Source organism: Achromobacter sp. HZ34 (assembly GCF_002209485.1).
GTDB lineage: Bacteria > Pseudomonadota > Gammaproteobacteria > Burkholderiales > Burkholderiaceae_B > Bordetella_C.
Window position 1 is genome coordinate 1255265 of the sequence record NZ_NJIX01000001.1, and the last position, 22966, is coordinate 1278230.

The following is a 22966-nucleotide window of genomic DNA, read 5'->3' on the forward strand; positions in this document are numbered from 1 at the left end:
GGGGCCGAAAACAGACCAAAGCCCCAACAAGACACTTCCGGGGAAAATCCATGCGTCTTTCGTTTCATCCAGCGTCACTGTGTGCCGCCGCCGTGCTGGCGGGTCTTTTCACCGCCTCGGCGCATGCCGACCGGCTCGACGACATCACCGCCCGTGGCGTGGTGCGCGTCGGGATCATGACCGACTACCCGCCTTTCGGCAGTGTCGACCAGCAAATGAAGCCCCAGGGCTACGACATCGACATGTCGGCGCTACTGGAGAAGGCCTGGCATGTCCGGGTGGAATTCGTTCCGGTGACCGCCCCCAACCGAGTGCCTACCTTGCAGACCGGCAAGGCCGACATCATGTTGAATATCGGCCGCAGCGAAGAACGAGCCAAGGTGGTGGACTTCACCCAGCCTTATGCGCCCTATTTCATCGGCATCTACGGGAAGCCTGGCAGCCCGCCGGTGCATGGCCTGGACGATTTGAAGGGAGTAACGGTGGCGGTCACCAAAGGCGCCATCGAGGAACGCTTGCTGACCGAGCAGGCCAAGGACGCCAAGCTGTCGCGCTTCGACGACAACGCAAGCACCATTGCCGCGTTCTTCAGCGGCCAGTCCAGCACCATGGCCATCGGCAACGTCATCGCCCTGGCGCTGCGCCAGAAGGGTTCACCCGCCTTCGAGCAAAAGCTGATTCTGCTCAATTCTCCCGTGCACGCGGCCGTGCCGAAGGGTGAAAAGCGCCTGTTGGACAAAATGAATGGTTTTCTATCCAGCATCAAGGCGGACGGCAGCCTGAACGCCATCTCGCAAAAATGGATGCAGCAACCGCTTTCAGCCGATCTTCTGCAGGCTGGTTCCTGAAACACGCGCCGGTCAAGTCCGGCTGAGCAGGCGGCGGCGCACGAACTCCGCCGCTCGCTGGCCGGTCAACACTTCGGACCACAAATCAGCGGCCAGTTGGCGATGCAGGCGCAATGCTTCCGCGTCCTGCGAGATCGTGCCGACACCACGCCACACGTTCAACTGCGGCCCCACGCGGAAGGGACTCGTCAACGCGAAGGTCGCATCCGCCTGCCGAATCACGGAGAAACTGGTCGTGGGCAACCTGTCGAACAGAATCCCCACTTGGACACCCATGGGTGGGGATTCCAGCAATTGAGCCACGCGTTCCAACTCGTGGCGGACCATGCTGCGATGCGCCTGCCGTACGGCGGGATTGGCATCTTCGTCGTCCAGGCCCTGTTCGCTGAACTGCACGAGTTCGGGCAGGGAAAGCACATTGGTGATGGCGGGAAGGCGCTGCAGATACTGGGTCTTGCGCAGCTTCAATATCGACATCAGCGCATCGATGTCGGTACGCGCTCGCACCGGTCGCCTGGCCGCCGCGGTACGCGTCGTCAGGGCCTGCTTCAACGACGTGTCGTAGTCATCGGAAGTGAGCAGATAAACGATGGGACCGAAGGCTACGAAAATATGCTCGGCGCGCGCCTCGATCTGCCGCAACCGCTCGAAATACGCCAGGGCCGACGCAACATATTCGACACCGACGCCAAGCAGTGTTTCCAGGGGCACTTCAAGCAAGCGCGCCACGCGCACCAGCACGTCGAGCCGACCGATGCCCTGCGCCTCCATGCGATACACCGACGCCCGCGAAACGTTGAGGCGTTCCCCCAGGGTTTCGGCACTGAGACCCGCGCCCATCCGGTACGCGCGCAGGCGCAGGCCGATTTCCACCAACTTCGAATTCATGCTCCGTAGCGTCCTGTTCCAGCCCGTCGGACCGCGACTGTCTCACTGGACGCGAATGGGCTTGCCCCAACGCTTGTAAAGCAAGTCATGTCGAAAGTAAATCCACGTTCACACCAAGAGGTCTACCCATGATCGATCTGATCATAGCCGGCGGCCAGGCCGTCATCGGCGACGCTATCGTGCAAGCCGACATCGCGGTCGAAGAAGGAAGAATCGTCGCGATCGGCTCGCTGTCCGGCTTGCCGAGCGCGCGCAACGTCATCGACGCCACCGGCCTGTATGTGCTGCCTGGCGCCATCGACTGCCACGTGCATTTCCGCGATCCGGGTTCGACCTACAAGGAAAATTGGCAAACGGGCTCCACCGCTGCCGCGGCCGGCGGCGTGACGACGGTCATGGACATGCCCAATACGGATCCCGCCACCGCCAATCTCCCCGCACTGGCACGCAAGCGCGAGCGCGCGGCCGCCTTGTCCCTGGTCGACTGGGGACTATACGGTGTGCTCGACAGCAGCAGCCTGCCCCATCTCGAGGCCTTGACCGCCGATGGCATAGGCGGCTTCAAATGCTTCATGACAGAAAACACGGGCGACCTCGAATCGCCCGACGACGGCGTCATCCTTGAAGGGCTGGAACGCCTGGGCCGCCTGGGCGTGCGGTGCTCGGTCCATGCGGAAAACGCCGCCATCATGCAACATCGGCGCAGGCAATTCATGGACGCGGGCCGCGCCGATGCGCGAGCGCACGAGGAATCCCGCCCGGAAGTCTGTGAAATCGAAGCCATAGGCCGAGTCACCGCGCTGGCTCAGGCAGCGCGCGCCCAGGTCCACATCGCCCACGTGAGTTCGGCGGGGGGCGTACAGGCCATCCGTCGCGCGCTGGCCCAGGGGCTGGACATGACGGCGGAGACCTGCCCGCACTATCTGCTATTCGGCTTGCCTGAGGTAGACAGCCTGGCCGGCATGGTTCGGGTCAATCCGCCCATACGCGGGGGTGCGCACGCCGATGCATTGTGGGACGCCCTGCTCGACGGCACCATAGGCATGATCGCCACGGACCACGCGCCTCACACGGAAGAGGAGAAGCGCAATCCGGATATATGGAAATGCTGCCGCGGCATGATAGGACTGGAGACGCAGATGCAAGTCATGCTCACTGAATCGCAGAGAGGCCGCATGACCCTTCCCGAATATGTGCGTTGGAGCGCGTTGGCGCCGGCACGCGCCTGGGGACTATACCCACGCAAGGGGCATATCGGCGTCGGCGCCGATGCGGATTTTGCGATCGTGGACATGGACGGACATCATGTGATCGATCAGTCGGCGCTTCATTCGCTCAATCGCATTTCCCCCTGGCACGGGCGCCTGGTGACCGCCCGGCCCGTACACACGCTGGTGCGGGGCAAGCCGGTCATGTTGAACCGGCGCGTGACAGGCGAGCCCGGGTGGGGTAAAGCGGCTGTGCCAACCTGGCAGGGATCCAGCCATGGATGAGACGGCGCGGACATTGCAGCAGCTTTGCAGGTGGGCCGTCGCCACTCGACTGCAGGATATCCCGGCCGACGTGACGGCCCGGACAGGCATGATCGCCGCCGATACGATCGCCTGCGCCCTGGGCGCATCGGCCGATACCGAGTTGGCGGATTGGACGCGCTTTCCGATCGACCCCGCCCACGACGGGCATTGCACCGCCCTGGGCAAGCCGGGCACCCACCCCTCGCCCACCGCCGCCGCCTACAACGCGATCGCCGCGAACTGGCTGCAACTGGACGAGGGGCACCATCACTCGATGTGCCATGCCGGCATCTATTGCGTGCCGGCGGGCTTGGCCGAATGCGAAGCGCGCGACTACAGCCTGGCGGTGTTCGTGCGTGCCGTCGCATTGGGCTATGAGATGACTTGCCGCCTGGCAAGGGCCACGACCTTCGGCGCGGCGCCGGTCCACCCTCATTCCCTGTGGAGCACATTCGGCGCAACCGCCACGCTTGGCTTGCTCCGCGGGCTGGACAGCGCAGCACTATCGCAGGCGCTGCTGCATGCCGCCACGTTCACCGCGCCCCGGCCGTTTGCCGTCGTGGGCGATGGTGGACTTGCGGCCAATCTGTGGGTGGGTGCAGGTATCGCTCAGGCTTTTGCCTGCACGGCTTGGGCGCAGGCAGGACTGCGCGCGCCTACCCACTCATTGGCGCATCTGGGCAATATGTTGGGCGCAAAAACCGACCCGGAGGTGCATACGGAAAAGCTGGGGCAGGACTGGGCTGTCCGTCAGAACTATTTCAAGGACCTTGCCTGTGCGGGTCAAAGCCATGCCGCCATGGAGGCGCTGCTGGAGGCCCGTGCCAGCCTGATCCGGCAGGTGATGGTGGTATTCGATGAAACTGTCCTGATCGACGCTGAAGTCCACGACTTTGCCGTGACCATGGCACAGCACGACATCCCGAGCAGCCTGGCGGCGCGCTTCTCCATCCCCCACTTGCTCTCCGTGGGCTGGTTGCATGGGCGCAGCGATGCCCAGGCGCTGGGAGCCGAGTTCCTCGAAGATCCACAGGTGGCCTGCCTGCGTAAGGCTGTCCGGCTACGGCCATTGCGGCCTGCGCTTGCGCCGCCGCATCATCGTGCGGCACGCGTCACGATAACGCTGCCAGGCGGGCAGACTGCCCAGCACCTTTGCCTGGCGCCGCTTGGTAGCCAGGCGCGGCCATTCGAGGCGGCGGATCTGCAAAGGAAATGCCTGGCCTTGGCCCAAGGACGCCAAACCACGCTACTGGGCACGCTGCTCGATCTGCCATCCCATCTTGACGAGATGGATGCCATGCGCGTGCGCGCCATGCTGCGTTCCAGCGGGCCTCTCAATTGATCACAGGGCGGTAAGGCTGCCAGCCTACTCGCCCTTTTCATGCCCCGCGAACATGTCCACCAGGCTGTGCGGCGCCTCGGCGCCGAAGCACACATCGAGCAATTCCCCTGACTCGGCAGCGGCGGCCGCGCTTCTGGGGAACAACGCTTTTTCATAGACAGCGAGTGCCGCCTCCACGTCTCCGCGACGAGAGACAATGGCTTTCGCCAGTTCGGCGCCGTCGTACATGGCCAGGTTGGCCCCCTCGCCCGACGGCGCCATCAGATGTGCCGCGTCGCCGACCAACGTCACGCCAGGTACCCGCTGCCACTGGTGATCGGGCGGCAACGCATGGATAGGACGGAACACCGGATCGGTCTCGCCATCCGTGATCAGCGCCGTCAGCGCCGGGGCCCATCCGGAAAACTCTTCCGCAACGCGCTTCAAGGTCTCCTTGGGCCGGGCATAGTCGATACCGGCAATCCAATCCCGGGATTTCGACAGCGACACATAGGTGTGCAACACACCATCCGGCTCACGGTGCGCGAATATGCCTTTCTCCGGCGCCAACGCGAACAATGAACCACCACCTACCGCCGCCGCGCTGGGCTTGTGATGGACATCGCTATTGAACAGATAGGTCTCGATGAACACCCTGCCGATATATTCCGGCTGCGCATCGGACAGCAATGGCCGCACCTTGGACCACGCACCGTCGGCACCCACGACAAGATCGGCCGTCACGGCCATCCCATTTTCAAAGGTCAAGGTGTGACGGCCATCACCCAGCCGTCGAGCGCACGCCAGCTTGTACCCCCAGCATATGGCTCCCTCCGGCAGCGCATCGATAAGGATGCGCCGCAGATCACCCCGGCGTACCTCGGGCCGGCCGCCCGTTCCGTCATCGGGTTCGTCGAACAGGACCTCGCCTCGCCAATCGAGCACCCGCGACGCCTGGCCGCCCACGTGGATGATTTTCTCGAAGGCCTCGAACAGGTCCGCATCTTTCAAGGCGAGCTGTCCGTTGTAATCGTGGATATCGAGCATGCCCCCTTGCGTACGGGCGTTGGCCGAAGCCTCTGCTTCATACACCGTGGATGCAATACCGTGGACGTGCAGGACCCGAGCCAGCGTCAGGCCGCCCAGGCCGGCGCCGATGATCGCGATTGAAGTACTCATGCTCTTCCCTCCTGGCGTCTGGCCGGGTGAACCGCATTCCAGAAGTCGGACCGATGTCCAAGATCGAGAATGCAGTTCAGCCGCAACGGCTCTTTATCGCTCGCCCCGCATTAACCCTTGATGAAGGCCAGCAGGTCCGCGTTCAGCACATCCGCATTGGTCGTCAGCATGCCGTGCGGATAACCGGGATACGTCTTCAAGGTCCCGTTCTTCAACAGCTTGATCGATTTCAAGGCCGCATCGGCGTACGGCACGATCTGGTCGTCTTCACCATGCAGGACCAGGGTCGGCACGCTGATGGCCTTGAGGTCTTCCGTCTGGTCGGTTTCCGAGAACGCCTTGATGCCCTCGTAGTGCGCCTTGGCGCTGCCGATCATGCCCTGGCGCCACCAGTTCTGGATAACGCCCTGATAGACCTTGGCACCCTCACGGTTGAAGCCGTAGAAAGGCCCCGTCGGCACGTCCAGGAAAAACTGGGCGCGGTTATCGGCCAAGGCCTTGCGGAAGCCATCGAACACTTCCAGCGGCAGGCCTTCCGGATTGTTCGCGGTCTTCAGCATCAACGGCGGCACGGCGCTGACCAGCACCGCCTTGGCCACACGGCCAGCCGGTTCGCCATGCTTGGCGACATAGCGCGCCACCTCGCCGCCACCCGTCGAGTGGCCGATGTGGACGGCATTCTTCAGATCCAGCGCCTCGACCACCGCGTAGGCGTCCGCCGCGTAGTGGTCCATGTCGTGGCCTTCCGACACCTGCGCCGAGCGCCCATGGCCGCGCCGGTCATGCGCCACCACCCGATACCCCTTCTGCACGAAGAACAGCATCTGGGCATCCCAGTCATCGGAAGAAAGCGGCCAGCCGTGATGGAAGACGATGGGCTGGGCGTCCTTGGGACCCCAATCCTTGTAGAAAATATCAACCTTATCTTTTGTCGTCACAAATGGCATGTCGGACCTCATTGGTGTGGGAGGTGGAATCGGAAAGCCGCGGACCGGCTTCCTCGGCGTGGCGTCCCAAGTCTTGCGGATAAGCAAAGACTCAAGCGGACAAAGCTTTCGGACATTACACGTTTGCCGCGGGCCGGGGAAGGCTATACGTCAAAGATTCATATGCCGATACGGCCGGTCGCAAAACGGGCGCGATTTGCACCAGAGTGGTGATCCTTTGGCAGGATCCGCCGGCGAATCACATTGGTTTTTCCAATGGATTTTCTCAAGAAGTACCAATTGGACAAATGACTTGGCGATACTTAAAGTCCCGGATAGATAAGACCCGAAGCGGGCGTGGGCGTACTTTCCCAAGTACCTCCAAAGTACCCCTGCCCCCTGCAGACCCCACGCAATAAAGAAGAGACAAGGTACATGCAAAGCAACACCCCGGCTCCCGCCGCGCCGACCTCGCCGCAAGCGGGCAAGGTCCAGCGCGTCGACTGCCACGCCCACATCATGGTCCGCGACGCCAAACTGGTCGAAGGACGGCATTCCGAACCCAAGCACGACATCACCGCGGAAGACTTCCTGGCCCTGCTGGACAAGCACGGCATCTCGCATGGCGTGCTGACGCAGCCCAGCTTCTACGGCACCGACAACTCGCTGCTGCTCGACGCCCTGCAACGCTATCCCGACCGCCTGCGCGGCACCGCCATCGTGGCACCGGACATCAGCGACGAGGACCTGGACGCGCTGTATCGCGCCGGCATGCGCGGCCTGCGCCTGAACTGGCTGCGGCGCGACAGCCTGCCCGATGCGGCCGGTGAGGCATACCAGCGCCTGTTTGCCCGCGCGCGTGAGCACCGCTTCCATATCGAGCTGTACGTCGAAGGCCACAAGATGGCTGCCATCCTGCCCGCCATCCGCCGCGGCGGCGCGGCCGTGGTGGTGGATCACTTCGGGTCCCCCGAGCCGGATACCGGCATCAACGGCGCGGGATTCCGCGAAGTGCTCAAGGGCGTGAGCGCCGGCGACACCTGGGTCAAGCTGTCCGCTCCCTACCGTCTGGGCGGCCGGGCGCCTCAGCCCTACGCCCAGGAACTGCTGAACGCCGGCGGCCCCGAACAACTGCTGTGGGGCAGCGACTGGCCCTGGGTGTCGCACGAAGACTCGCAACGTTATGAGCAATGCCTCGATGATTTTGAACTCTGGGTCCCGGATCCCAAACAGCGCGCCGTGATCTGGCGCGACACGCCGCGCCGCCTGTTCGGATTCTAAAAAAATATCCCGGAGACAATCGTGCAAAACCCAATCGACGCCATTCCCGATAACGAAGCCGAACGCGCCGTCATCAAGAAGATCGCCTGGCGCTTCCTGCCCGTCCTGATCCTGGGCTATCTGCTGAATTACCTGGACCGCACCAACATCGGTTTCGCGGCCCTGACGATGAACAAGGACATCGGCCTGAGCGAAAGCCATTTCGGCTTCGGCGCCGGCATCTTCTTCCTGGCCTATTGCCTGTTCGAAATCCCCAGCAACATGCTGCTGTTCCGCTACGGCGCCCGTTTGTGGCTGGCGCGGATCATGATCACCTGGGGCATCTGCTCCGCGGTCATGGCCCTGGTCTTGGGCCCTTACAGCTACTACGGCGCGCGCCTGCTGCTGGGCCTGTCCGAAGCGGGCTTCTTCCCCGGCGTCACCTTCTTCCTTTCCAGCTGGTTCCCCGCGCGCTACCGCACCAGCATCCTGGCCTGGTTCCTGCTGGCCATTCCGCTGTCTTCGCTGATCGGCAGCCCGCTGTCCGGTTCGCTGCTGTACATGGACGGCGTGTGGGGCCTGAGCGGCTGGAAATGGATGTTCCTGCTGGAAGGCACGCCGACGGCCCTGGTCGGCATCTGGGCCCTGTTCGTCCTGGCCGACAGCCCCGACAAGGCCAAATGGCTGACCCTTCCTGAACGCGGCCTGATCAAGCACATGCTGGCCAGCGAACAGCGGGAAAAGCCGCGCAAGGACTTCGCTGCCGCCCTGCGCGACCCGCGTGTGCACCTGCTGGCCCTGATCCAGTTCGGCTTCACCGTCGGTTCCTATGGCGTCGGCATCTGGCTGCCCTTGATCCTCAAGCAATTCCTGTCCACGCCGCTGGAGATCGGCCTGGTGTCCGCCATCCCCTATGCCTTCGCCAGCGTCGGCATGCTGCTGTGGGCGCGCCACTCCGACCGCAGCGGCAATTCGCTGGGCAATCTGGCGTGGAGTTGCGCGGTGGGTGCGGTAGGCCTGGGTTTCGCAGTGTTCGCCCACGGCAGCGTCAGCTCGATGGCCAGCCTGACCGTGGCACTGGTGGGCGTCACCGCGGCGCGTGCCATCTTCTGGGCCATTCCTGGCCGTATCATGACGGGCATAGGCGCGGCGGCGGGTTTCGCCTACATTAACTGCATCGCGGCGCTGGGCGGTTTCGCCGGGCCCTACGTCATCGGCTGGGCCAAGGAAAAGACGGGAAGTTTTTCCGCTGGCCTGGCGGTCATGGGACTGATCCTGGTCATTACCGTCTTGCTCGTGCTGCCGCTGCATCATTACCGTAAACGGGCGCAGGCCGCCGTCCCCGCGACGTCGTAAACTCGCGCCATTCTGTCCATTGCGTCCATAAGCCAAGAACCATCCGAAGGAGAACACAATGTCCGATTCCGCCAAACGCCGCGCCGATTTCCGCGCGCTCATCGAAGCCCGCCAGGGCCTGATGATGCCCGGCGCCTTCAATGCCCTGAGCGCCCGCGTGGCGGCCGACGCCGGCTTCAAGTCGCTGTACCTGAGCGGCGCGGGCGTCACCAATATGTACCTGGGCCTGCCCGACCTCAGTTTCATCGGCCTGACCGACATGGCCGACCATACCGCCCGTGTACGCGATGCGGTCGACCTGCCGCTGCTGATCGACGCTGATACCGGCTACGGCAACGCCGTCAACGTAGGCTTCGCCGTGCGCACTTTCGAACGTGCCGGCGCCGACGCCATCCAGCTGGAAGATCAGGTCAACCCCAAGAAGTGCGGCCATTTCAACGGCAAGGCCGTGATCGAAACGGCGGAGATGCTGGGCAAGATCCGCGCCGCCGTGGACGCGCGCCATGATCCGAACCTGCTGATCGTCGCCCGTACCGATGCCTGCGCCATCCATGGCTTCGAAGCCGCGGTGGAACGCGCGCACGCCTTTGCCGAAGCCGGCGCCGACGTGCTGTTCGTCGAAGCCGTCACCACGCTGGATGAAGTGGAGAAGCTGCCCAAGCTGCTGCCGCGTCCGCTGCTGATGAACATCGTCATCGGCGGCAAGACGCCGGCGCTGTCGCGCGACCGCCTGGGTGAACTGGGCTACGGCATCGTGCTGTACGCCAACGCCGGCCTGCAAGGCGCGGTGCTGGGCATGCAGAAGGCGTTCAGCGCCCTGTCCAAGACGGGCATGCTGGAAGAGGACCCCAATCTGGTCGTCCCCTTCAACGAACGCCAGCGCCTGGTGGACAAGGCGCATTACGACAAGCTGGAAAAACAGTACGCCGCACCGTAATCGGTGACCGGGCCTGCTGGCCCGGGGCGCTGAGGTCCGGGTCCCTGTTGGGATCTGGGACCTGGGATCTAGGATCTGGGACCTGGTTCCGAAAAAAATCCGGGCTCCCATCAGGGGAGCCCGGTTAGCATTGAAAACGGCAACAATAACGCGCCCCCACGGCAGGCTCTATGCCGGCTCGGCCGTCCCCGCCCCCATGGGCGTGATCGGTGAGACATAGGCGCCTGCGTTGGCCACGACATCGCGGGCGATGTCGATGATGACGCGCGCCGCCCGCCCCCGCGCCTTGGCGCGATGGGCCGCATAGATCACCAGCGGCGCCAACGCCGGCACCGTCTTGTGCCGCACGATGCCGCCCATCGCCAAGTCCTGTTCCACCAGGCACACCGGCAAGACGCTGGCTGCCACCCCCAGTCGTACCAGGCGCACCAGCGTCGCCATGTCATTGCAGATATCCAGCGTGGGCAACGGCACCTTGGCCCGCGCGAACCACTCGCTGATGATGTTGTGGAAAGGCGAAGCCGGCGGCATCGTCACGATGCGCCGATCGCGCAGATCCCCCGCCCGCAGCGTGCGCACCGCGCCGGTGGACGCCGGCCGCGAAAACCACGCGATTTCGCACAGGGCCAGCGGCTCGACGACATGCAGCGGATCGGACGGCGCATCCGTCAGGAAGGCGATGTCCAGCTTCTGCGCATCCAGCTGCTGACGCAAGGCGGCGCTGTTGGTGATGGTCAGCTCCACCCTTAGCGTGGGATGGCGCCGCTCCAGCTCGGCCAGCAACGCGGGCAGGCAGCTCAAGGCAAAGGTATTGGAAGACCCCAGGCGCAGGGAACCCGTCAGCGGATCGCCGCTGCTCAGGCGCCGTTCCATTTCCTGCAGCACGTCGAAGCCGCGCTGCACGTACTGCTGGGCGATCTGCCCTGCCTCCGACAGGCGCACACCGCCTTTGCCGCGCACGAATAGCGAACATCCCAGCGCGGCCTCCAGGTCGCGGATGCGCAACGAGATCGACGGCTGCGTGATTCCCAACCGTTCCGCCGCAATGCGGAAGGACCCGCATTCGCTGATGGCAAGAAAAGCCTCCATCTGGGCCACGGTGTAGTGCTTCATGTTGTCGTGTTTTGCCTTGGTGCTTCCAGCCTTGGTGTGTCATTTTGCGGGGCTGCATTCCCCTATTGTTCATGCCTGATTGAACGCCTGCGCGAATTCGTCCGAGAAGATGTCCGCCAGGGACTGGCGCAATGCCGCCGCGCGCTCGACGCCATAGATCTCCTCGAATCGTCCCTGCGCCTTGCGCCACAGCTGATTGGATTCCGCCAGCTTGGCCTTGCCCCGTGTCGTCAACACCACGCGGCGGCTGCGGCCATCGCGTTCGTCACGCTTCTGCACCAGGTAGCCATCTCGCTCCAACGGCTTCAGGCTGCGCGCCAGCGCGGACAGGTCCAGCACCATGGCATGAGCCAGCTCCGACGGCGTGGGCTCGTTACCGCGTTCGATATGCACCAGGACGGAACGCTGGACGATAGTCAGTCCACACGGCGCCAGCACGGCGTCGTACAGCTGCGTGAGCCTGCGCGTGGCCTTGCGCAAGGCGGCGCCATTGCAGACCAGAGGGTCCTTGATGCTCGAAACGGGGAGCCGTGGCATGGGTATCTCCAGGGAAGCCTCGACTTTAACGCACCTTGACCGATACTGGCATATGCCAGTACATTGGCCGAATACTTGCATATGCCAGTAAATTTCAACCACGGTTTTCCTGCGTCGTTTTTCCTTGCATGCGCAATTGCATGCACCCTGCCTTGCGTCCCTGAGGAATCCATGTCGGCCAATCCCGCCCTCAACGCTGCCCCGCCTGCCTCCAATGCGCGCCTGCGCGGCATGCTTGAGGCGCCGATCGCATCGACGCTGATCCGCATGGGTTGGCCCAATCTGTTGATGATGCTGGCACAGTCTTCGACCGGCCTGGTGGAGATGTGGTTTCTCGCCAAGCTGGGCACCGATGCCTTGGCCGGCGTCGCGGTAGTCATTCCCCTGCTGATGCTGATGCAGAACATGTCGCAGGGCGCCATGGGCGGCGGCATTTCGTCGGCCATCGCCCGCGCGCTAGGCGCCGGCAACGCGGCGCTGGCGGACTCGCAGGCGCGCCACGCCGTGGTGTTGAACGCCCTGGTGGGCATCGCCTTCACCGCCATTTTCCTGTCCTGCAGCGGCATGCTGTTCCAGCGGCTGGGTGCCACCGGCCCTGCCCTGGCGTACGCCAGGACGTATGGCCAGGTGCTGTTCGTCGGCCTGCCGCTGATGTGGACGATGAATGCGCTGGCCAGCGTGATCCGTGGCACGGGCAATATGCTGGTGCCGGGCGCGGTCATTTGCGGTGGCGCCTTCCTGTTGATCCCCGCGGCCGCGGCGCTGATCTTCGGCATCGGTCCGGTGCCCGCCCTGGGCGTGGCGGGCGGGGCCTGGGCTTTGGTGGTCTATTACGGCGTGGGCACCCTGGTGCTGGGCTGGTATTGCGTCAGTGGGCGCAACCTGGCACGGCTGCATCGTGGCCCCTTGCACTGGGCGCCCATGCGCAACATCCTGGCCGTGGGCGGCATCGCGTGCCTGAATCCGGTATTGACCAACAGCCTCATCGCCATCACGACGGCCATCGTCAGCGCCTACGCCGGGACGCAGGCACTGGCCGGCTATGCGACGGCCGCGCGCCTGGAGTATCTGCTCATGCCCATCGCCTTCGGCCTGGGCGCGCCCATGGTGGCGCTGGTCGGCGCCAACCTGGGCGCGGGCCAGACCGAACGGGCACGGCGCATCGCGTTGACGGGCGGCGCGATGGCTTTCACGCTGGCCGAGACGGTCGGCATCCTGGCGGCGATCTGGCCCGAAGCATGGTTGCGCCTGTTCGGTACGGACACATTGATGCTGCAGACCGGCGCGCACTACCTGCGCATCGTCGGTCCGTTCTTCGGGTTCTTCGCGCTGGGCTTTTCCCTGTACTTCGCCTCGCAGGGCGCACGCAAGCTGAAATGGCCCTTGCTGGCGGGAGCCTTCCGCCTGGCAATCTATGCGGGCGTCGGCGGCATCGCGCTGTCGGTCACCGGTTCCTTGACCGTGTTCTTCACGGCGGGCGCCGTGGCCATGGTCATCTACGGCGTGTGCATCTGCCTGTCGGTGACGTCCGGGCAATGGACGGCGCCGGCATCGGCGGCCAAAGGGACGTGACATTCAGGGCGTGACGTCCGCGCCGCACACGCGCTTGCAGCGCATTTCTCGTAAATCATCAGCATCACAACATCGGGAGTTGATCATGAAGATACTGGTCGTCGGCGCGGGCGCCATCGGCGGATACTATGGCGCGCGGCTGATCCAGGCGGGCGCGGACGTCACCTTTTTGGTGCGCCCCAAACGCGCCGCGGCACTGGCCGAACGTGGCCTGCGAGTACATAGTCCCCTGGGTGATTTCTCCGGCCAGGTGCGTACCATCACCGCCAGCGCGCTGCAGCCGGACTACGATCTGGTCCTGCTCAGTTGCAAGACCTATGACCTGGACGCCGCCCTGGACGACATCCAGGGCGCCTTCGGCGAGCGCACCCCGACGGACGGCTCCAGGGCAGCCGGCCCACGGACGGCCGCCCCCTACATCCTGCCCTTTCTCAATGGCCTCGGTGTCTACGACCAGCTCGACGCCCGCTACGGCAAGGACCGCATCATTGGTGGTGCATCCTACATCGCCACCATGCTGGACGCGCAAGGCGACATCCGCCATCTGGCCAATACGGACGTCGTCATCGTCGGCGCGCGCAGCGAGGCCGGCGCCACCACCGCGCAGGCCTTCCATGCGCTGATCACGCAATCCCCCGGCATGCGCTCCCTGGCGACCGACATCGAACAGGCCTTGTGGAACAAGTGGATGATGCTGGCCTGCGGCGCGCTGATGAACTGCCTGATGCGCGGCACCATCGGCGACATCCTGGCGACGCAGGACGGCGCCAGGCTCATGCACCAGGCCATCGCCGAATGCCTGTCCGTTGCGCAGGCAGAGGGCCATCCCTTGTCGCGTGAAGAGGTCCGCAAGCTCGAGGAGCGGTTGCTCGACGTCAATTCCAAGTGGGCCGCCTCGATGATGCGGGATATTTCCCAGGACGCGCCGCGCCTGGAATCGGCAGCCATCGTCGGTGACCTGATCACGCGCGCCACCCGGCACGGCATCGACGTGCCCCTGATACGCGCATCGTATTGCCACCTGCAGGTCTACGCGCGCCAGCATCACTGAGAGCGAAGGTGTCGTATACGGATGGCCAATGCCGCATGACCGGCCATGGCCGCCGGACTGACGTGAGCATGGACCTGCTACGCTTCCGCTAAACCCTTATCGAGAAGCCGCCCGCCATGACCACGCCTGCCCAGGTAAACGCCGCCGACCGCCCCGTCGCCCTTGTCACCGGATCGACATCAGGCATAGGCGCGGCCGTCGCCCGCCGGCTGTCACAAGACGGATACGCGGTGGTCCTGCACTCGCGTGCATCGGCCGATGCCGGCACGGCACTGGCGGCGGAGTTGGGCAACGCAGTCTATATCCAGGCCGACCTGGGCGACGACAGCCAACGCGGCCGCCTCATCACTGAAGCCGTCGCGGCATGGGGCCGCCTGGATGTCCTGGTCAACAACGCCGGCATCAGCCGTGTGATCCCCCATGGCGATCTGGCCGCCGCCACCCCGGAGGTCTGGCACGAGCTCTACGACGTGAACGTGGTGGCGCCTTTCCGGCTGATCACCGAAGCGCAGGATGCCTTGCGTGCCGCCGCCAGCCGGGGGCGGCCGGCCAGCGTCGTCAACATCAGTTCACATGCCGGCATCCGGCCCAAGGGCGCATCCATACCTTATGCCGCCACCAAGGCCGCGCTGAATCACGTCACGAAGCTGCTCGCGGTGACGCTGGCCCCTGGCATCCGCGTGAACGCCGTGGCGCCGGGCCTGGTCGACACGCCCCTGACGGCGGACTGGACCGACGCCCAGCGCCTGTGGAAGGAACGTGCGCCCATGCGCCGCGCGGCGAGTCCCGCCGACATCGCCCAGGCGGTCGCCCTGCTGGTGGCATCGGACTACCTGACCGGCGAAGTGCTGCTCTCGGATGGTGGACTCAATCTCGTGTGAGGCGGGCGCGCATATCCGCCAGGGCCCAGGCATGGATGCCCAGGCCGGCCAGCGCCAGCAAGCTGCCCACCCAGCCGGTCGACGACCAGCCCAGGCCTGCATCGATGGACAGGCCGCCCAACCATGCGCCCAACGCGTTGGCGATGTTGAAGGCGGAATGGTTCAAGGCGGCGGCCAGCGTCTGCGCGTCACCGGCAACGTCCATCAGGCGCGTCTGCAGCGTCGCCGCCAGCGCCACCACGGTGCCGATCAGAAGCACGTTGAGCGGCCCCAGGAAGGGGCTGCTGGCCGACAGATAAAATGCGCCCATCACGATGGCGGCCCAGACCAGCACGTAGCGTATGGTCTTTTCCATATTGCGATCGGCGAAGCGCGAGCCCATCAGATTGCCGCTGACCATGCCCAGGCCGAACAGCGCCAACACCACGGGCACCCAGGCCGGCGGCATATGCGCCATCTCGGTCATCGTGGGCTTGATGTAGCTGAACACCGTGAAGATGCCGCCCGAGCCGATGGCGCCGATACCCAGGGTCAGCACCACCTGCTTGTTGCGCAAGGCGCCCAGCTCGCGCAAGGGACTGGCGCGTTTGTCGCCGGGCACGTAGGGCACCCAGCGCCATACGGAAAAGGCCGTGAGCAAGCCGATGGCGCCGACGATGGCGAACGCTGAACGCCAACCCAGCAACTGCCCGATGGCCGCGGCAATGGGCACGCCGACCAAGGTTGCGATGGTCAATCCGAGCAGCACCATGGCGACGGCTTGCGCGCGCCGATGCGGCGGTACCAGGCCAGCGGCGACCAGGGCCGCGACGCCGAAATACGTGCCGTGGGGGAAGCCGGTGGCGAAACGCGCCAACGCCATGGACCCGAAGCCGGGCGCCACCGCGCTGACGAAGTTGCCCAGCGCGAACACCAGCATCAGGCCGATCAGGAAGCTGCGCCGCGCCCAGCGGGCACCCAGCACCGCCAGCAAGGGCGCACCGATCACCACGCCCAGCGCGTAGATGCTGATCAGATGGCCGGCTTGCGGGATGCTGATCTGGAGATCGCTCGCCGCGTCGGGCAACAGGCCCATGATGACGAACTCACCGGTGCCGATGGCAAAGCCGCCGACGCCCAGGGCAAACAGCGCACGGCGCGTTTCCGCGCGGGAAAGCGTAATAGAAGCGGGGGCGCGGCTGTCGGCCACGCCAGGAGATAAGGACATAGGGGTTTGAATAAGGAAATGCGTGAAGGACAGCGCGGAAGCACAACGTCGCGCGCCGTGTGCCGAAATGGAGCGGCAATCGGGAAGCACGCGGCAGCGATAGACCGCTATGGTAACCGCTGAAGATGAACGTCACGTCACAGGCGGGCGCGCGGTCGAGGTCTCGGCCGGGATCGCTGCCGGGGTCACTGCCGCGGAATCGTCGGCAGGTTCTCTGCCTCGTGCGCGAAACGTTCGATGAGGAAATCCAGCAAAGCCCGCACACGCGGCACCATGTAGCGGGTGGGATGCCATACGGCGTATACGCCCGCCTCTTCCCAGGCATAGTCCGGCAGCACGATACGCAGGCGGCCGGCGCGCACTTCCGCGGCCGCGTCCCACATGGGCTTGCGCACGATGCCACGACCTTCCAACGCCCATCGGCGGGCCAGCATGCCGTCGTTGGTCTCCCATGCCTGCGCCATCGGCACCGTGAACCGCGAGTGCGCGCCGTCCTTGCGGAAGTGGAATTCATTGAGCGGACCCGCGGCCGTCACCAGCACGATGAACGCATGACCGTTCAACGCGTCGGGCGTGCGCGGTTCACCATGTCGGCGCAGATAGTCCGGCGATGCGCACAGCACGCGGCACATGGGGCCCAGCCGGCGCGCGACCAGGGTACCTTCCTCGGGCGGGGCGAAACGGATGGCAAGGTCGATGTCGTCCTGTACCAGGTTGGTGATCGAGTCCGTCAGCGTCATGGACAGGCGCACGTCGGGATGGCGCGCGGTGAAGTCGTCCAGCCACGGCGACAGGATGTGCAGGCCGAAGTCCGTGGTGGACGACACGCGGATCTTGCCCTGGATGGCGCCGGTTCCCACTTGCAACGCGGCCTCGCCGTCATCGATCGCTTGCAGGGCGACCTGACAGTGGGCCAGGTACACGCGTCCTTCGTCCGTCAGGCGCAGTTGCCGGGTCGTGCGGACGAACAAGCGGGCGTTGAGAGCCGCCTCCAGCTTGCCCAGGCGCGCACTCGCCGCCGCCGGTGACATGCCCAGCTTGCGGCCGGCGGCCGAGAGATTGCCCAGTGCCGCTGCCGATGCGAACAGGCGCATGTCACCCAGTCTGTCGGCTGCCATTATTCAGTTGAATTTGAAAGACTGTCTTATACAAGACCGATTATCAAATATACCGGATATATCCATACTGACGCCCGTTGCCTCGCCCTGGGGCGTATTACAGATGCATCCACATGAGTTCCAGCTTCCCCCATGGCGCGGCCGTTGCGCCCGTTGATCCCGTTGCGCCTGCTTCGCCTGCAACGTCCCCGGCGCCCCCTACGTCTCCAGCCACCCCTGCTTCGACAGCGTCCCGGGCGGCCGCCACACCGAGCAACTTCGACGAACAAGCCGCCACGCTGCATTGGCCCGGTCTGATCGCGCTGATGCTTGCCAGCTTCGCGGCGACCGCCAACGAGAGCGTGCCCGCCGGCCTGTTGCCACATCTGGCCGCGGGCCTGGGCGTTACGCAAGCCTGGGCCGGGCAGCTGGTCACGCTGTGCGCGCTGGGCGCGGGCCTGGGCGCCGTGCCCCTGGCCACGCGCCTGCGCCACTGGCCACGGCGCCGCGTCCTGATCCTGGCCCTGCTCGGTTTCTTTCTGTGCAATGCCATCACCGCCCTGTCGCCGCATTTCGGACTGACCTTGGCCGCGCGCTTCGTGGTGGGCGCAGCGGCGGGTCTGGCCTGGAGCGAGATCGCCACCTTCGCGCGCCGCCTGGCACCACCCGCGCAGCAAGGCCGTGCGCTGGCCGTCGCCATGCTGGGCATTCCGCTGGCATTGGCCCTGGGCGTGCCCCTGGCGGCGTGGCTTGGCCAGTGGCTAAGCTGGCGCTGGATATTCGCCGGCCTGTCCGCCCTGCCCTTGCTCCTGATCGGCTGGCTGCTACTTGCCGTGCCGGAGGTGGGTGGTGAACAATGCGGCGCTCGGGATGGCGGCCACAACAGCGTACGAGATAAGAAAAAACAGGGCGCAAGCATTGGAGGGCCGAGCAACGCGTCCTCGGCCTCACATGATGGTCCGACCCTGGTCCAGGTGCTGGCCATGCCCGGCGTGCGGCCCGTGCTGGCCGTGGTCCTGCTGTGGGTGCTGGCGCATTACACCCTCTACACCTACATTGCCCCCTTCCTCGCAGCGGTGGCGTTGGAAGGCCACCTTGGTATCGTCCTGTCGACCTTCGGACTTTGTACCCTGGCTGGCTTATGGCTCGTCGGCTGGCTGGTCGACCGGCATTTACGCAGCCTGGTCCTGGCTTCGCTGGCGCTGTTCGTCGGCGTCACGGTGGCGTATGGATACTGGGGCGCATGCTGGCCCGTCGTCGCGGGCGGCGCCGCGCTTTGGGGCCTGAGTTTCAGCGGCGCGCCGACGCTGCTGCAGACCGCCCTGGGCGACGCGGCCGGTGCCCACGAGAGCATGGCGCAATCGATGCTGGTGACCGTGTTCAACCTGGCTTTCGCCGGCAGCGGCATCCTGGGCGGCGCCATGCTGGCAACCGTCGGCGCGCGCGGCCTGCCCTGGGTCTTGATGGTGCTGGCCATCGCCGCATGGTGCGTGGCGCTGCTGGCGCGCGAACATGGTTTTCCCCGTCGCCGGCTCAGCCCAGCATCTCCGGCCGAAACTGCGACCGGCGGCTGATGGTTTTTCCCGACACCATGAACACGCCATCACCGGTGTAGTGCAGGGTCTCCGGATGCTTGGGTGTCGTCGCCACGTGCGCCTTCACGATCTCGAAAATGAAGAAGCCGTAGCGGTCGACCAGGGCATCGTCGTAGAGCCGGCATTCGAAGTTGGCGTGGCATTCCTCGATCAAGGGCGCGGGGACCTCGGTCCCCACGCGGGCCGTCAAGCCGAAGTGGGCGAACTTGTCGATTTCAGCGCCAGTCGTGTTGCCGATACCCACCACGGCGTCGGTCAGCGCTGTCGTCGGCAGGTTGATGACGCACTCCCCGCTTTCACGAATCAGGCGGTGGCTGTGATTGCCATGCGAAATCATCAAGCCCACGAGCGACGGCGAGAACTCCAGTATCGTGTGCCAGCCCAGCGTCATGATGTTGGACTGGTCCTGCCACGCCGAAGACAGCAGCACGATGGGGCCCGGCTCCAGATAGCGCCTGGCCTGATGCACTGGAAAATCCGCTTTACCGGCGTGCCGCCCGTCCGGCTGCCGCGCAAGTGCATTCATGGCCTCTCCTTGAATTACATAAGGTTGAACAGCGCGCCCCTTGAATCGGGATGCGGCCAGCAGCGCAAGCATCGTTCCAGCCGAAACGCCGGTCGTATCGAAACGACGTCGAACACGGCTTCAGAAAGGCTTCAGGAAAATACGCTGGCTTCGCGGCTCACATCCCCATGCCTGCGACCGGCGTGCCGACAGATTCCCCCTTGATGAAATCGACGAAGGCCTTCAGCGGCGCAGGCATGAAGCGGCGGCCGGAGTAGTACAGGAACGGTCCTGGGAAGCTCGGCCACCAGGGTTCGAGTATGGGCACCAGCGCGCCGCAGTCCAGGTGCGGCCGCAGCCATTCTTCGAACAGGAAAACGATGCCGCTGCCACCGACGGCGGCATCGACGGCAAGGTCCACTCCGCCACCGATCAGGACCACCAACGGTCCGCTCGCATCGATGCGCAAGGTCTCGCCGTCGCGCTCGAACTCCCAGGCCGCCATATTGCCGCTGGGAAAGCGCCCGCGCAGGCAGGCATGTTCCATCAGGTCGCGCGGATGCTCCGGCCGGCCATGCCGCGCCAGATACGCAGGCGCGGCCGCGGCCGCCATGCGCTGCGTGCGCGGCCCGATTGGCACCGCGATCATGTCCTGCTCCAGCCGCTCGCCGTAGCGTATGCCCGCATCGCAGCCCTGCGCCAGGATATCGACGAAACTCTCCTCCGCCACCACGTCCAGGCGGATGTCCGGGTAGGCCGCCAGGAAAGGCGAGACGATGGCCGGCAAGACCAGGCGCGCCACGCTGACGGGAACGTTGAGCCGCAACGTACCTGCAGGCCGGTCGCGAAAACCGTTGACCGCCTCCAGCGCGGACTGCATTTCCGCCAAGGCCGGCTCCAGGCGTGTCAGCAGACCCCGGCCCGCCTCCGTCAAGGACACGCTGCGCGTGGTCCGGTGCAGCAGACGTACGCCCAGCTGCGCTTCCAAACGGCGGACGGCATCGCTCAAGCGGGACGCGCTGGTGTCTTGCAGCCTGGCGGCGTCACGGAAACCGCCGGACATGGCGACGGCGGCGAACGCGTTGAGATCGTTCAGATCGGACTTCATCCCTCTACTCCCCGCACTGTCCTATTTTCCGTACAGCCCGTACGGATTGTACGGGATTATCAACGGCCGCCAGACTGTTTATCTTGTAGCCATGGCGCTGACGCAGCACCGTCAGTGGATCCCTTAGCTCCCCGACGACCCTCCAAGGAGACCCCGATGTCCCGCAATCAATATCCCCGCACTTTCCCGCTGGCTGGCCGTGAGGTGAAGCGGCTCGGCTACGGCGCCATGCAGTTGGCCGGCCCGGGTGTCTTCGGTCCGCCCAAGGACAAGGAAGCCGCGCTGGCGGTACTGCGCGCCGCCATCGAAGCCGGCGTCGACCACATCGATACCAGCGACTTCTACGGCCCCCACATCACCAACCAGTTGATCCGCGAGGCCCTGGCGCCGTACCCCGATAATTTGCGCATCGTCACCAAGGTGGGCGCACGCCGCGGCGCGGATGCGTCCTGGCAGCCGGCGTTCTCGCCCGAGGACCTGACCGCCGCCGTCCATGACAACCTGCGTAACCTGGGCCTGGACGCCATGGACGTGGTTAACCTGCGCCTGATGTTCGACGTCCATGGTCCCGCCGAAGGCGACATCGAGCCCATGCTGTCCGTGCTGGCCGGATTGCAGCAGAAGGGCTTGATCCGCCATATCGGCCTGAGCAACGCCACCGCGAAACAGGTCGAGCAAGGACGCAGCATCTGCGACATCGTGTGCGTGCAGAACCAGTACAACCTGGCACACCGAGAGGACGACGCCCTGATCGATGCGCTGGCCCGCGACGGTATCGCCTACGTACCTTTCTTCCCGCTGGGCGGCTTCAGCCCACTGCAGTCGGCCACCCTGTCAGACGTGGCCAGGCAGTTGAACGCGACCCCCATGCAGGTCGCGCTGGGCTGGTTGCTGCGCCGCTCGCCGAACATCCTGCTGATTCCCGGCACGTCGTCGGTGGGCCATCTGCGGGAGAACCTGGCCAGCGGCGACCTGGATCTGCCGGACGACGCGATGGCCGCGCTGGAAGGCATCGCACAGGAAAAGCGAGCATAAGGGCAGGCGGCGGCGGGCATCTCCCGCCGCCATCCTGTTAGCGTCTATACCTGTATAACGTCACTACTTTTTCCGGAGCGCGTTTGGGACGACAGTGTCATCACTCGTACCGCACTCAGGAGAAACAAACATGCGTGTCTTCGTTACCGGCGCCACCGGCTTCATCGGCTCGGCCATCGTCAAGGAACTCATCGGCAACGGCCACCAGGTGCTGGGACTGACCCGGTCGGACGCCGGTGCGCAAGCGCTGGCCGCCGCCGGCGCCCATGTGCATCGCGGCGACCTGGAAGACCTCGACAGCCTGCGCAATGGCGCAATGCAAGCCGATGCCGTCATCCACTGCGCCTTCGATCACAACTTCGCGAACTTCGTGGCCAATTGCGAGAAGGACCAACGCGCCATCGAAGCGCTGGGCAGCGGCCTGGTGGGCTCCGATCGGCCCATCATCATCACCTCGGGCACGGGCATGGGTTCCGGTGAACACGGCCAGCCTGCCACCGAAGACGTGGTGAACTTCGACCACCCGAATCCGCGCAAGCTGTCGGAACAGGCCGGTGTCGCCCTGGCCAGACTAGGCGTGAACGTGATCACCATGCGCCTGCCCCAGGTGCATGACACGACCCGGCAAGGGCTGATCACACCGCTGATCGCCATCGCGCGCGACAAGGGTGTGGTGGCTTACGTGGGTGAAGGCCTGAACCGCTACCCGGCAGCCCATGTGCTGGACGTCGCCCGCCTCTATCGCCTGGCGCTTGAAAAGCGGCAGCCGGATGTGCGCTATCACGCCGTCGCCGAAGAAGGCGTCACCGTGCGCGATATCTGCGAGGTCCTCGGCCGTGTGCTGAAGCTGCCTACCGCGTCGATCGCGCCCGAGCAGGCGGCGGAACATTTCGGCTGGATGGCCATGTTCGCCGGCATGGACCTGCCGGCGTCCAGCGCCCGGACGCGGGCCGCCTTGGGTTGGAACCCGACGGGGCCCAAGCTGCTGGCCGACCTGGAACGGCTGGAAATCCCGGCGGCGTAATACGGCAGCGAT

General features: G+C 65.1%; 21 protein-coding genes. 12 read left to right on the forward strand and 9 right to left on the reverse strand.

All coding sequences use genetic code 11. The features are described 5' to 3' along the window. Positions 1 to 50 precede the first annotated feature (50 nt). Positions 51 to 848: a transporter substrate-binding domain-containing protein gene (locus CEY05_RS05310; RefSeq protein WP_088596381.1), complete on the forward strand. Its 798-nt coding sequence runs from the start codon at positions 51 to 53 to the stop codon at positions 846 to 848. A gap of 12 nt (positions 849 to 860) precedes the next feature. Here the strand turns inward: CEY05_RS05310 and CEY05_RS05315 are convergent, their stop codons facing one another. Continuing rightward, the gene (locus CEY05_RS05315; protein ID WP_088596382.1) at positions 861 to 1736 is read right to left on the reverse strand and encodes a helix-turn-helix domain-containing protein; all 876 of its coding nucleotides are present in this window, start codon (positions 1734 to 1736) and stop codon (positions 861 to 863) included. A gap of 128 nt (positions 1737 to 1864) precedes the next feature. On the opposite strand from CEY05_RS05315, the gene allB reads away from it, so the two are divergent. Further along, a complete protein-coding gene (gene allB, locus CEY05_RS05320) occupies positions 1865 to 3229 on the forward strand; it encodes an allantoinase AllB (protein ID WP_088596383.1) in 1365 nt (454 codons plus the stop codon). Next, the gene (locus tag CEY05_RS05325; protein WP_088596384.1) at positions 3222 to 4592 is read left to right on the forward strand and encodes an MmgE/PrpD family protein; all 1371 of its coding nucleotides are present in this window, start codon (positions 3222 to 3224) and stop codon (positions 4590 to 4592) included. Before allB ends, CEY05_RS05325 begins: the two co-directional genes overlap by 8 nt. Positions 4593 to 4616: 24 nt before the next feature. On the opposite strand, the gene CEY05_RS05330 is transcribed toward CEY05_RS05325, so the two are convergent. Both CEY05_RS05330 and CEY05_RS05335 read right to left on the reverse strand, forming a co-directional pair. Then, positions 4617 to 5750, reverse strand: a complete 1134-nt coding sequence (locus tag CEY05_RS05330) for an NAD(P)/FAD-dependent oxidoreductase (RefSeq protein ID WP_088596385.1) — start codon at positions 5748 to 5750, stop codon at positions 4617 to 4619. A gap of 110 nt (positions 5751 to 5860) precedes the next feature. Next, positions 5861 to 6697, reverse strand: coding sequence for an alpha/beta fold hydrolase (locus CEY05_RS05335; RefSeq protein ID WP_088596386.1), 837 nt, complete (start codon positions 6695 to 6697; stop codon positions 5861 to 5863). 414 nt (positions 6698 to 7111) lie between these two features. Here CEY05_RS05335 and CEY05_RS05340 point away from each other — a divergent pair, with 414 nt between their 5' ends. From CEY05_RS05340 to CEY05_RS05350, 3 genes are read left to right on the forward strand one after another with little or no spacing between them, the layout of a single operon-like run. Further along, complete coding sequence (locus tag CEY05_RS05340) at positions 7112 to 7957, forward strand: amidohydrolase (RefSeq protein ID WP_088596387.1); 846 nt, start codon at positions 7112 to 7114, stop codon at positions 7955 to 7957. Positions 7958 to 7978: 21 nt separating this feature from the next. Next, positions 7979 to 9292, forward strand: a complete 1314-nt coding sequence (locus CEY05_RS05345; RefSeq protein WP_233161360.1) for an MFS transporter — start codon at positions 7979 to 7981, stop codon at positions 9290 to 9292. A gap of 58 nt (positions 9293 to 9350) precedes the next feature. Next, on the forward strand, positions 9351 to 10229 hold the full coding sequence (locus CEY05_RS05350; protein WP_088596389.1) for an oxaloacetate decarboxylase: 879 nt from the start codon (positions 9351 to 9353) through the stop codon (positions 10227 to 10229). Positions 10230 to 10397: 168 nt separating this feature from the next. On the opposite strand, the gene CEY05_RS05355 is transcribed toward CEY05_RS05350, so the two are convergent. Beyond that, entirely contained in the window at positions 10398 to 11342 is a 945-nt protein-coding gene (locus tag CEY05_RS05355; protein ID WP_088596390.1) for a LysR family transcriptional regulator, read from the reverse strand. 69 nt (positions 11343 to 11411) lie between these two features. After that, positions 11412 to 11879 (reverse strand): MarR family winged helix-turn-helix transcriptional regulator, encoded by a 468-nt coding sequence (locus CEY05_RS05360; RefSeq protein ID WP_088596391.1) that lies wholly within the window; start codon positions 11877 to 11879, stop codon positions 11412 to 11414. A 171-nt stretch (positions 11880 to 12050) separates the two neighbouring features. Here CEY05_RS05360 and CEY05_RS05365 point away from each other — a divergent pair, with 171 nt between their 5' ends. The 3 genes from CEY05_RS05365 (at position 12051) to CEY05_RS05375 (ending at position 15383) form a co-directional block, all read left to right on the forward strand. Beyond that, positions 12051 to 13451 (forward strand): MATE family efflux transporter, encoded by a 1401-nt coding sequence (locus tag CEY05_RS05365; RefSeq protein ID WP_088596392.1) that lies wholly within the window; start codon positions 12051 to 12053, stop codon positions 13449 to 13451. An 85-nt stretch (positions 13452 to 13536) separates the two neighbouring features. Then, positions 13537 to 14502 carry a 2-dehydropantoate 2-reductase gene (locus tag CEY05_RS05370; protein ID WP_088596393.1) on the forward strand — a complete coding sequence of 322 codons (966 nt, stop codon included), beginning with the start codon at positions 13537 to 13539 and terminating at the stop codon, positions 14500 to 14502. A 116-nt stretch (positions 14503 to 14618) separates the two neighbouring features. Further along, positions 14619 to 15383, forward strand: a complete 765-nt coding sequence (locus tag CEY05_RS05375; RefSeq protein WP_088596394.1) for an SDR family NAD(P)-dependent oxidoreductase — start codon at positions 14619 to 14621, stop codon at positions 15381 to 15383. Here CEY05_RS05375 and CEY05_RS05380 read toward each other — a convergent pair. Beyond that, positions 15370 to 16590 (reverse strand): MFS transporter, encoded by a 1221-nt coding sequence (locus tag CEY05_RS05380; RefSeq protein WP_088596395.1) that lies wholly within the window; start codon positions 16588 to 16590, stop codon positions 15370 to 15372. The two genes, CEY05_RS05375 and CEY05_RS05380, sit on opposite strands and share 14 nt — an antisense overlap. 185 nt (positions 16591 to 16775) lie before the next feature. Next, a complete protein-coding gene (locus tag CEY05_RS05385; RefSeq protein ID WP_088596396.1) occupies positions 16776 to 17708 on the reverse strand; it encodes a LysR family transcriptional regulator in 933 nt (310 codons plus the stop codon). Between the two features lie 113 nt (positions 17709 to 17821). Between CEY05_RS05385 and CEY05_RS05390 the strand changes: the two genes are divergently transcribed. After that, positions 17822 to 19261, forward strand: a complete 1440-nt coding sequence (locus CEY05_RS05390; RefSeq protein WP_233161361.1) for an MFS transporter — start codon at positions 17822 to 17824, stop codon at positions 19259 to 19261. Here CEY05_RS05390 and CEY05_RS05395 read toward each other — a convergent pair. Next, positions 19221 to 19808, reverse strand: a complete 588-nt coding sequence (locus tag CEY05_RS05395; protein WP_088596398.1) for a flavin reductase family protein — start codon at positions 19806 to 19808, stop codon at positions 19221 to 19223. The two genes, CEY05_RS05390 and CEY05_RS05395, sit on opposite strands and share 41 nt — an antisense overlap. A 157-nt stretch (positions 19809 to 19965) precedes the next feature. After that, a complete protein-coding gene (locus tag CEY05_RS05400) occupies positions 19966 to 20895 on the reverse strand; it encodes a LysR family transcriptional regulator (RefSeq protein WP_088596399.1) in 930 nt (309 codons plus the stop codon). A 156-nt stretch (positions 20896 to 21051) separates the two neighbouring features. Between CEY05_RS05400 and CEY05_RS05405 the strand changes: the two genes are divergently transcribed. Continuing rightward, entirely contained in the window at positions 21052 to 21930 is an 879-nt protein-coding gene (locus tag CEY05_RS05405) for an aldo/keto reductase family oxidoreductase (RefSeq protein WP_088596400.1), read from the forward strand. A 130-nt stretch (positions 21931 to 22060) separates the two neighbouring features. Further along, entirely contained in the window at positions 22061 to 22954 is an 894-nt protein-coding gene (locus CEY05_RS05410) for an SDR family oxidoreductase (RefSeq protein ID WP_088596401.1), read from the forward strand. Positions 22955 to 22966: the final 12 nt, after the last annotated feature.

Bases quoted from the DNA above. Each gene is read 5' to 3' on its own strand.
- CEY05_RS05310 (WP_088596381.1), top strand. From the start codon at position 51: ATGCGTCTTTCGTTTCATCCAGCGTCACTGTGTGCCGCCGCCGTGCTG.
- CEY05_RS05315 (WP_088596382.1), bottom strand. From the start codon at position 1,736: ATGAATTCGAAGTTGGTGGAAATCGGCCTGCGCCTGCGCGCGTACCGG.
- allB (WP_088596383.1), top strand. From the start codon at position 1,865: ATGATCGATCTGATCATAGCCGGCGGCCAGGCCGTCATCGGCGACGCT.
- CEY05_RS05325 (WP_088596384.1), top strand. From the start codon at position 3,222: ATGGATGAGACGGCGCGGACATTGCAGCAGCTTTGCAGGTGGGCCGTC.
- CEY05_RS05330 (WP_088596385.1), bottom strand. From the start codon at position 5,750: ATGAGTACTTCAATCGCGATCATCGGCGCCGGCCTGGGCGGCCTGACG.
- CEY05_RS05335 (WP_088596386.1), bottom strand. From the start codon at position 6,697: ATGCCATTTGTGACGACAAAAGATAAGGTTGATATTTTCTACAAGGAT.
- CEY05_RS05340 (WP_088596387.1), top strand. From the start codon at position 7,112: ATGCAAAGCAACACCCCGGCTCCCGCCGCGCCGACCTCGCCGCAAGCG.
- CEY05_RS05350 (WP_088596389.1), top strand. From the start codon at position 9,351: ATGTCCGATTCCGCCAAACGCCGCGCCGATTTCCGCGCGCTCATCGAA.
- CEY05_RS05355 (WP_088596390.1), bottom strand. From the start codon at position 11,342: ATGAAGCACTACACCGTGGCCCAGATGGAGGCTTTTCTTGCCATCAGC.
- CEY05_RS05360 (WP_088596391.1), bottom strand. From the start codon at position 11,879: ATGCCACGGCTCCCCGTTTCGAGCATCAAGGACCCTCTGGTCTGCAAT.
- CEY05_RS05365 (WP_088596392.1), top strand. From the start codon at position 12,051: ATGTCGGCCAATCCCGCCCTCAACGCTGCCCCGCCTGCCTCCAATGCG.
- CEY05_RS05370 (WP_088596393.1), top strand. From the start codon at position 13,537: ATGAAGATACTGGTCGTCGGCGCGGGCGCCATCGGCGGATACTATGGC.
- CEY05_RS05375 (WP_088596394.1), top strand. From the start codon at position 14,619: ATGACCACGCCTGCCCAGGTAAACGCCGCCGACCGCCCCGTCGCCCTT.
- CEY05_RS05380 (WP_088596395.1), bottom strand. From the start codon at position 16,590: ATGTCCTTATCTCCTGGCGTGGCCGACAGCCGCGCCCCCGCTTCTATT.
- CEY05_RS05385 (WP_088596396.1), bottom strand. From the start codon at position 17,708: ATGGCAGCCGACAGACTGGGTGACATGCGCCTGTTCGCATCGGCAGCG.
- CEY05_RS05390 (WP_233161361.1), top strand. From the start codon at position 17,822: ATGAGTTCCAGCTTCCCCCATGGCGCGGCCGTTGCGCCCGTTGATCCC.
- CEY05_RS05395 (WP_088596398.1), bottom strand. From the start codon at position 19,808: ATGAATGCACTTGCGCGGCAGCCGGACGGGCGGCACGCCGGTAAAGCG.
- CEY05_RS05400 (WP_088596399.1), bottom strand. From the start codon at position 20,895: ATGAAGTCCGATCTGAACGATCTCAACGCGTTCGCCGCCGTCGCCATG.
- CEY05_RS05405 (WP_088596400.1), top strand. From the start codon at position 21,052: ATGTCCCGCAATCAATATCCCCGCACTTTCCCGCTGGCTGGCCGTGAG.
- CEY05_RS05410 (WP_088596401.1), top strand. From the start codon at position 22,061: ATGCGTGTCTTCGTTACCGGCGCCACCGGCTTCATCGGCTCGGCCATC.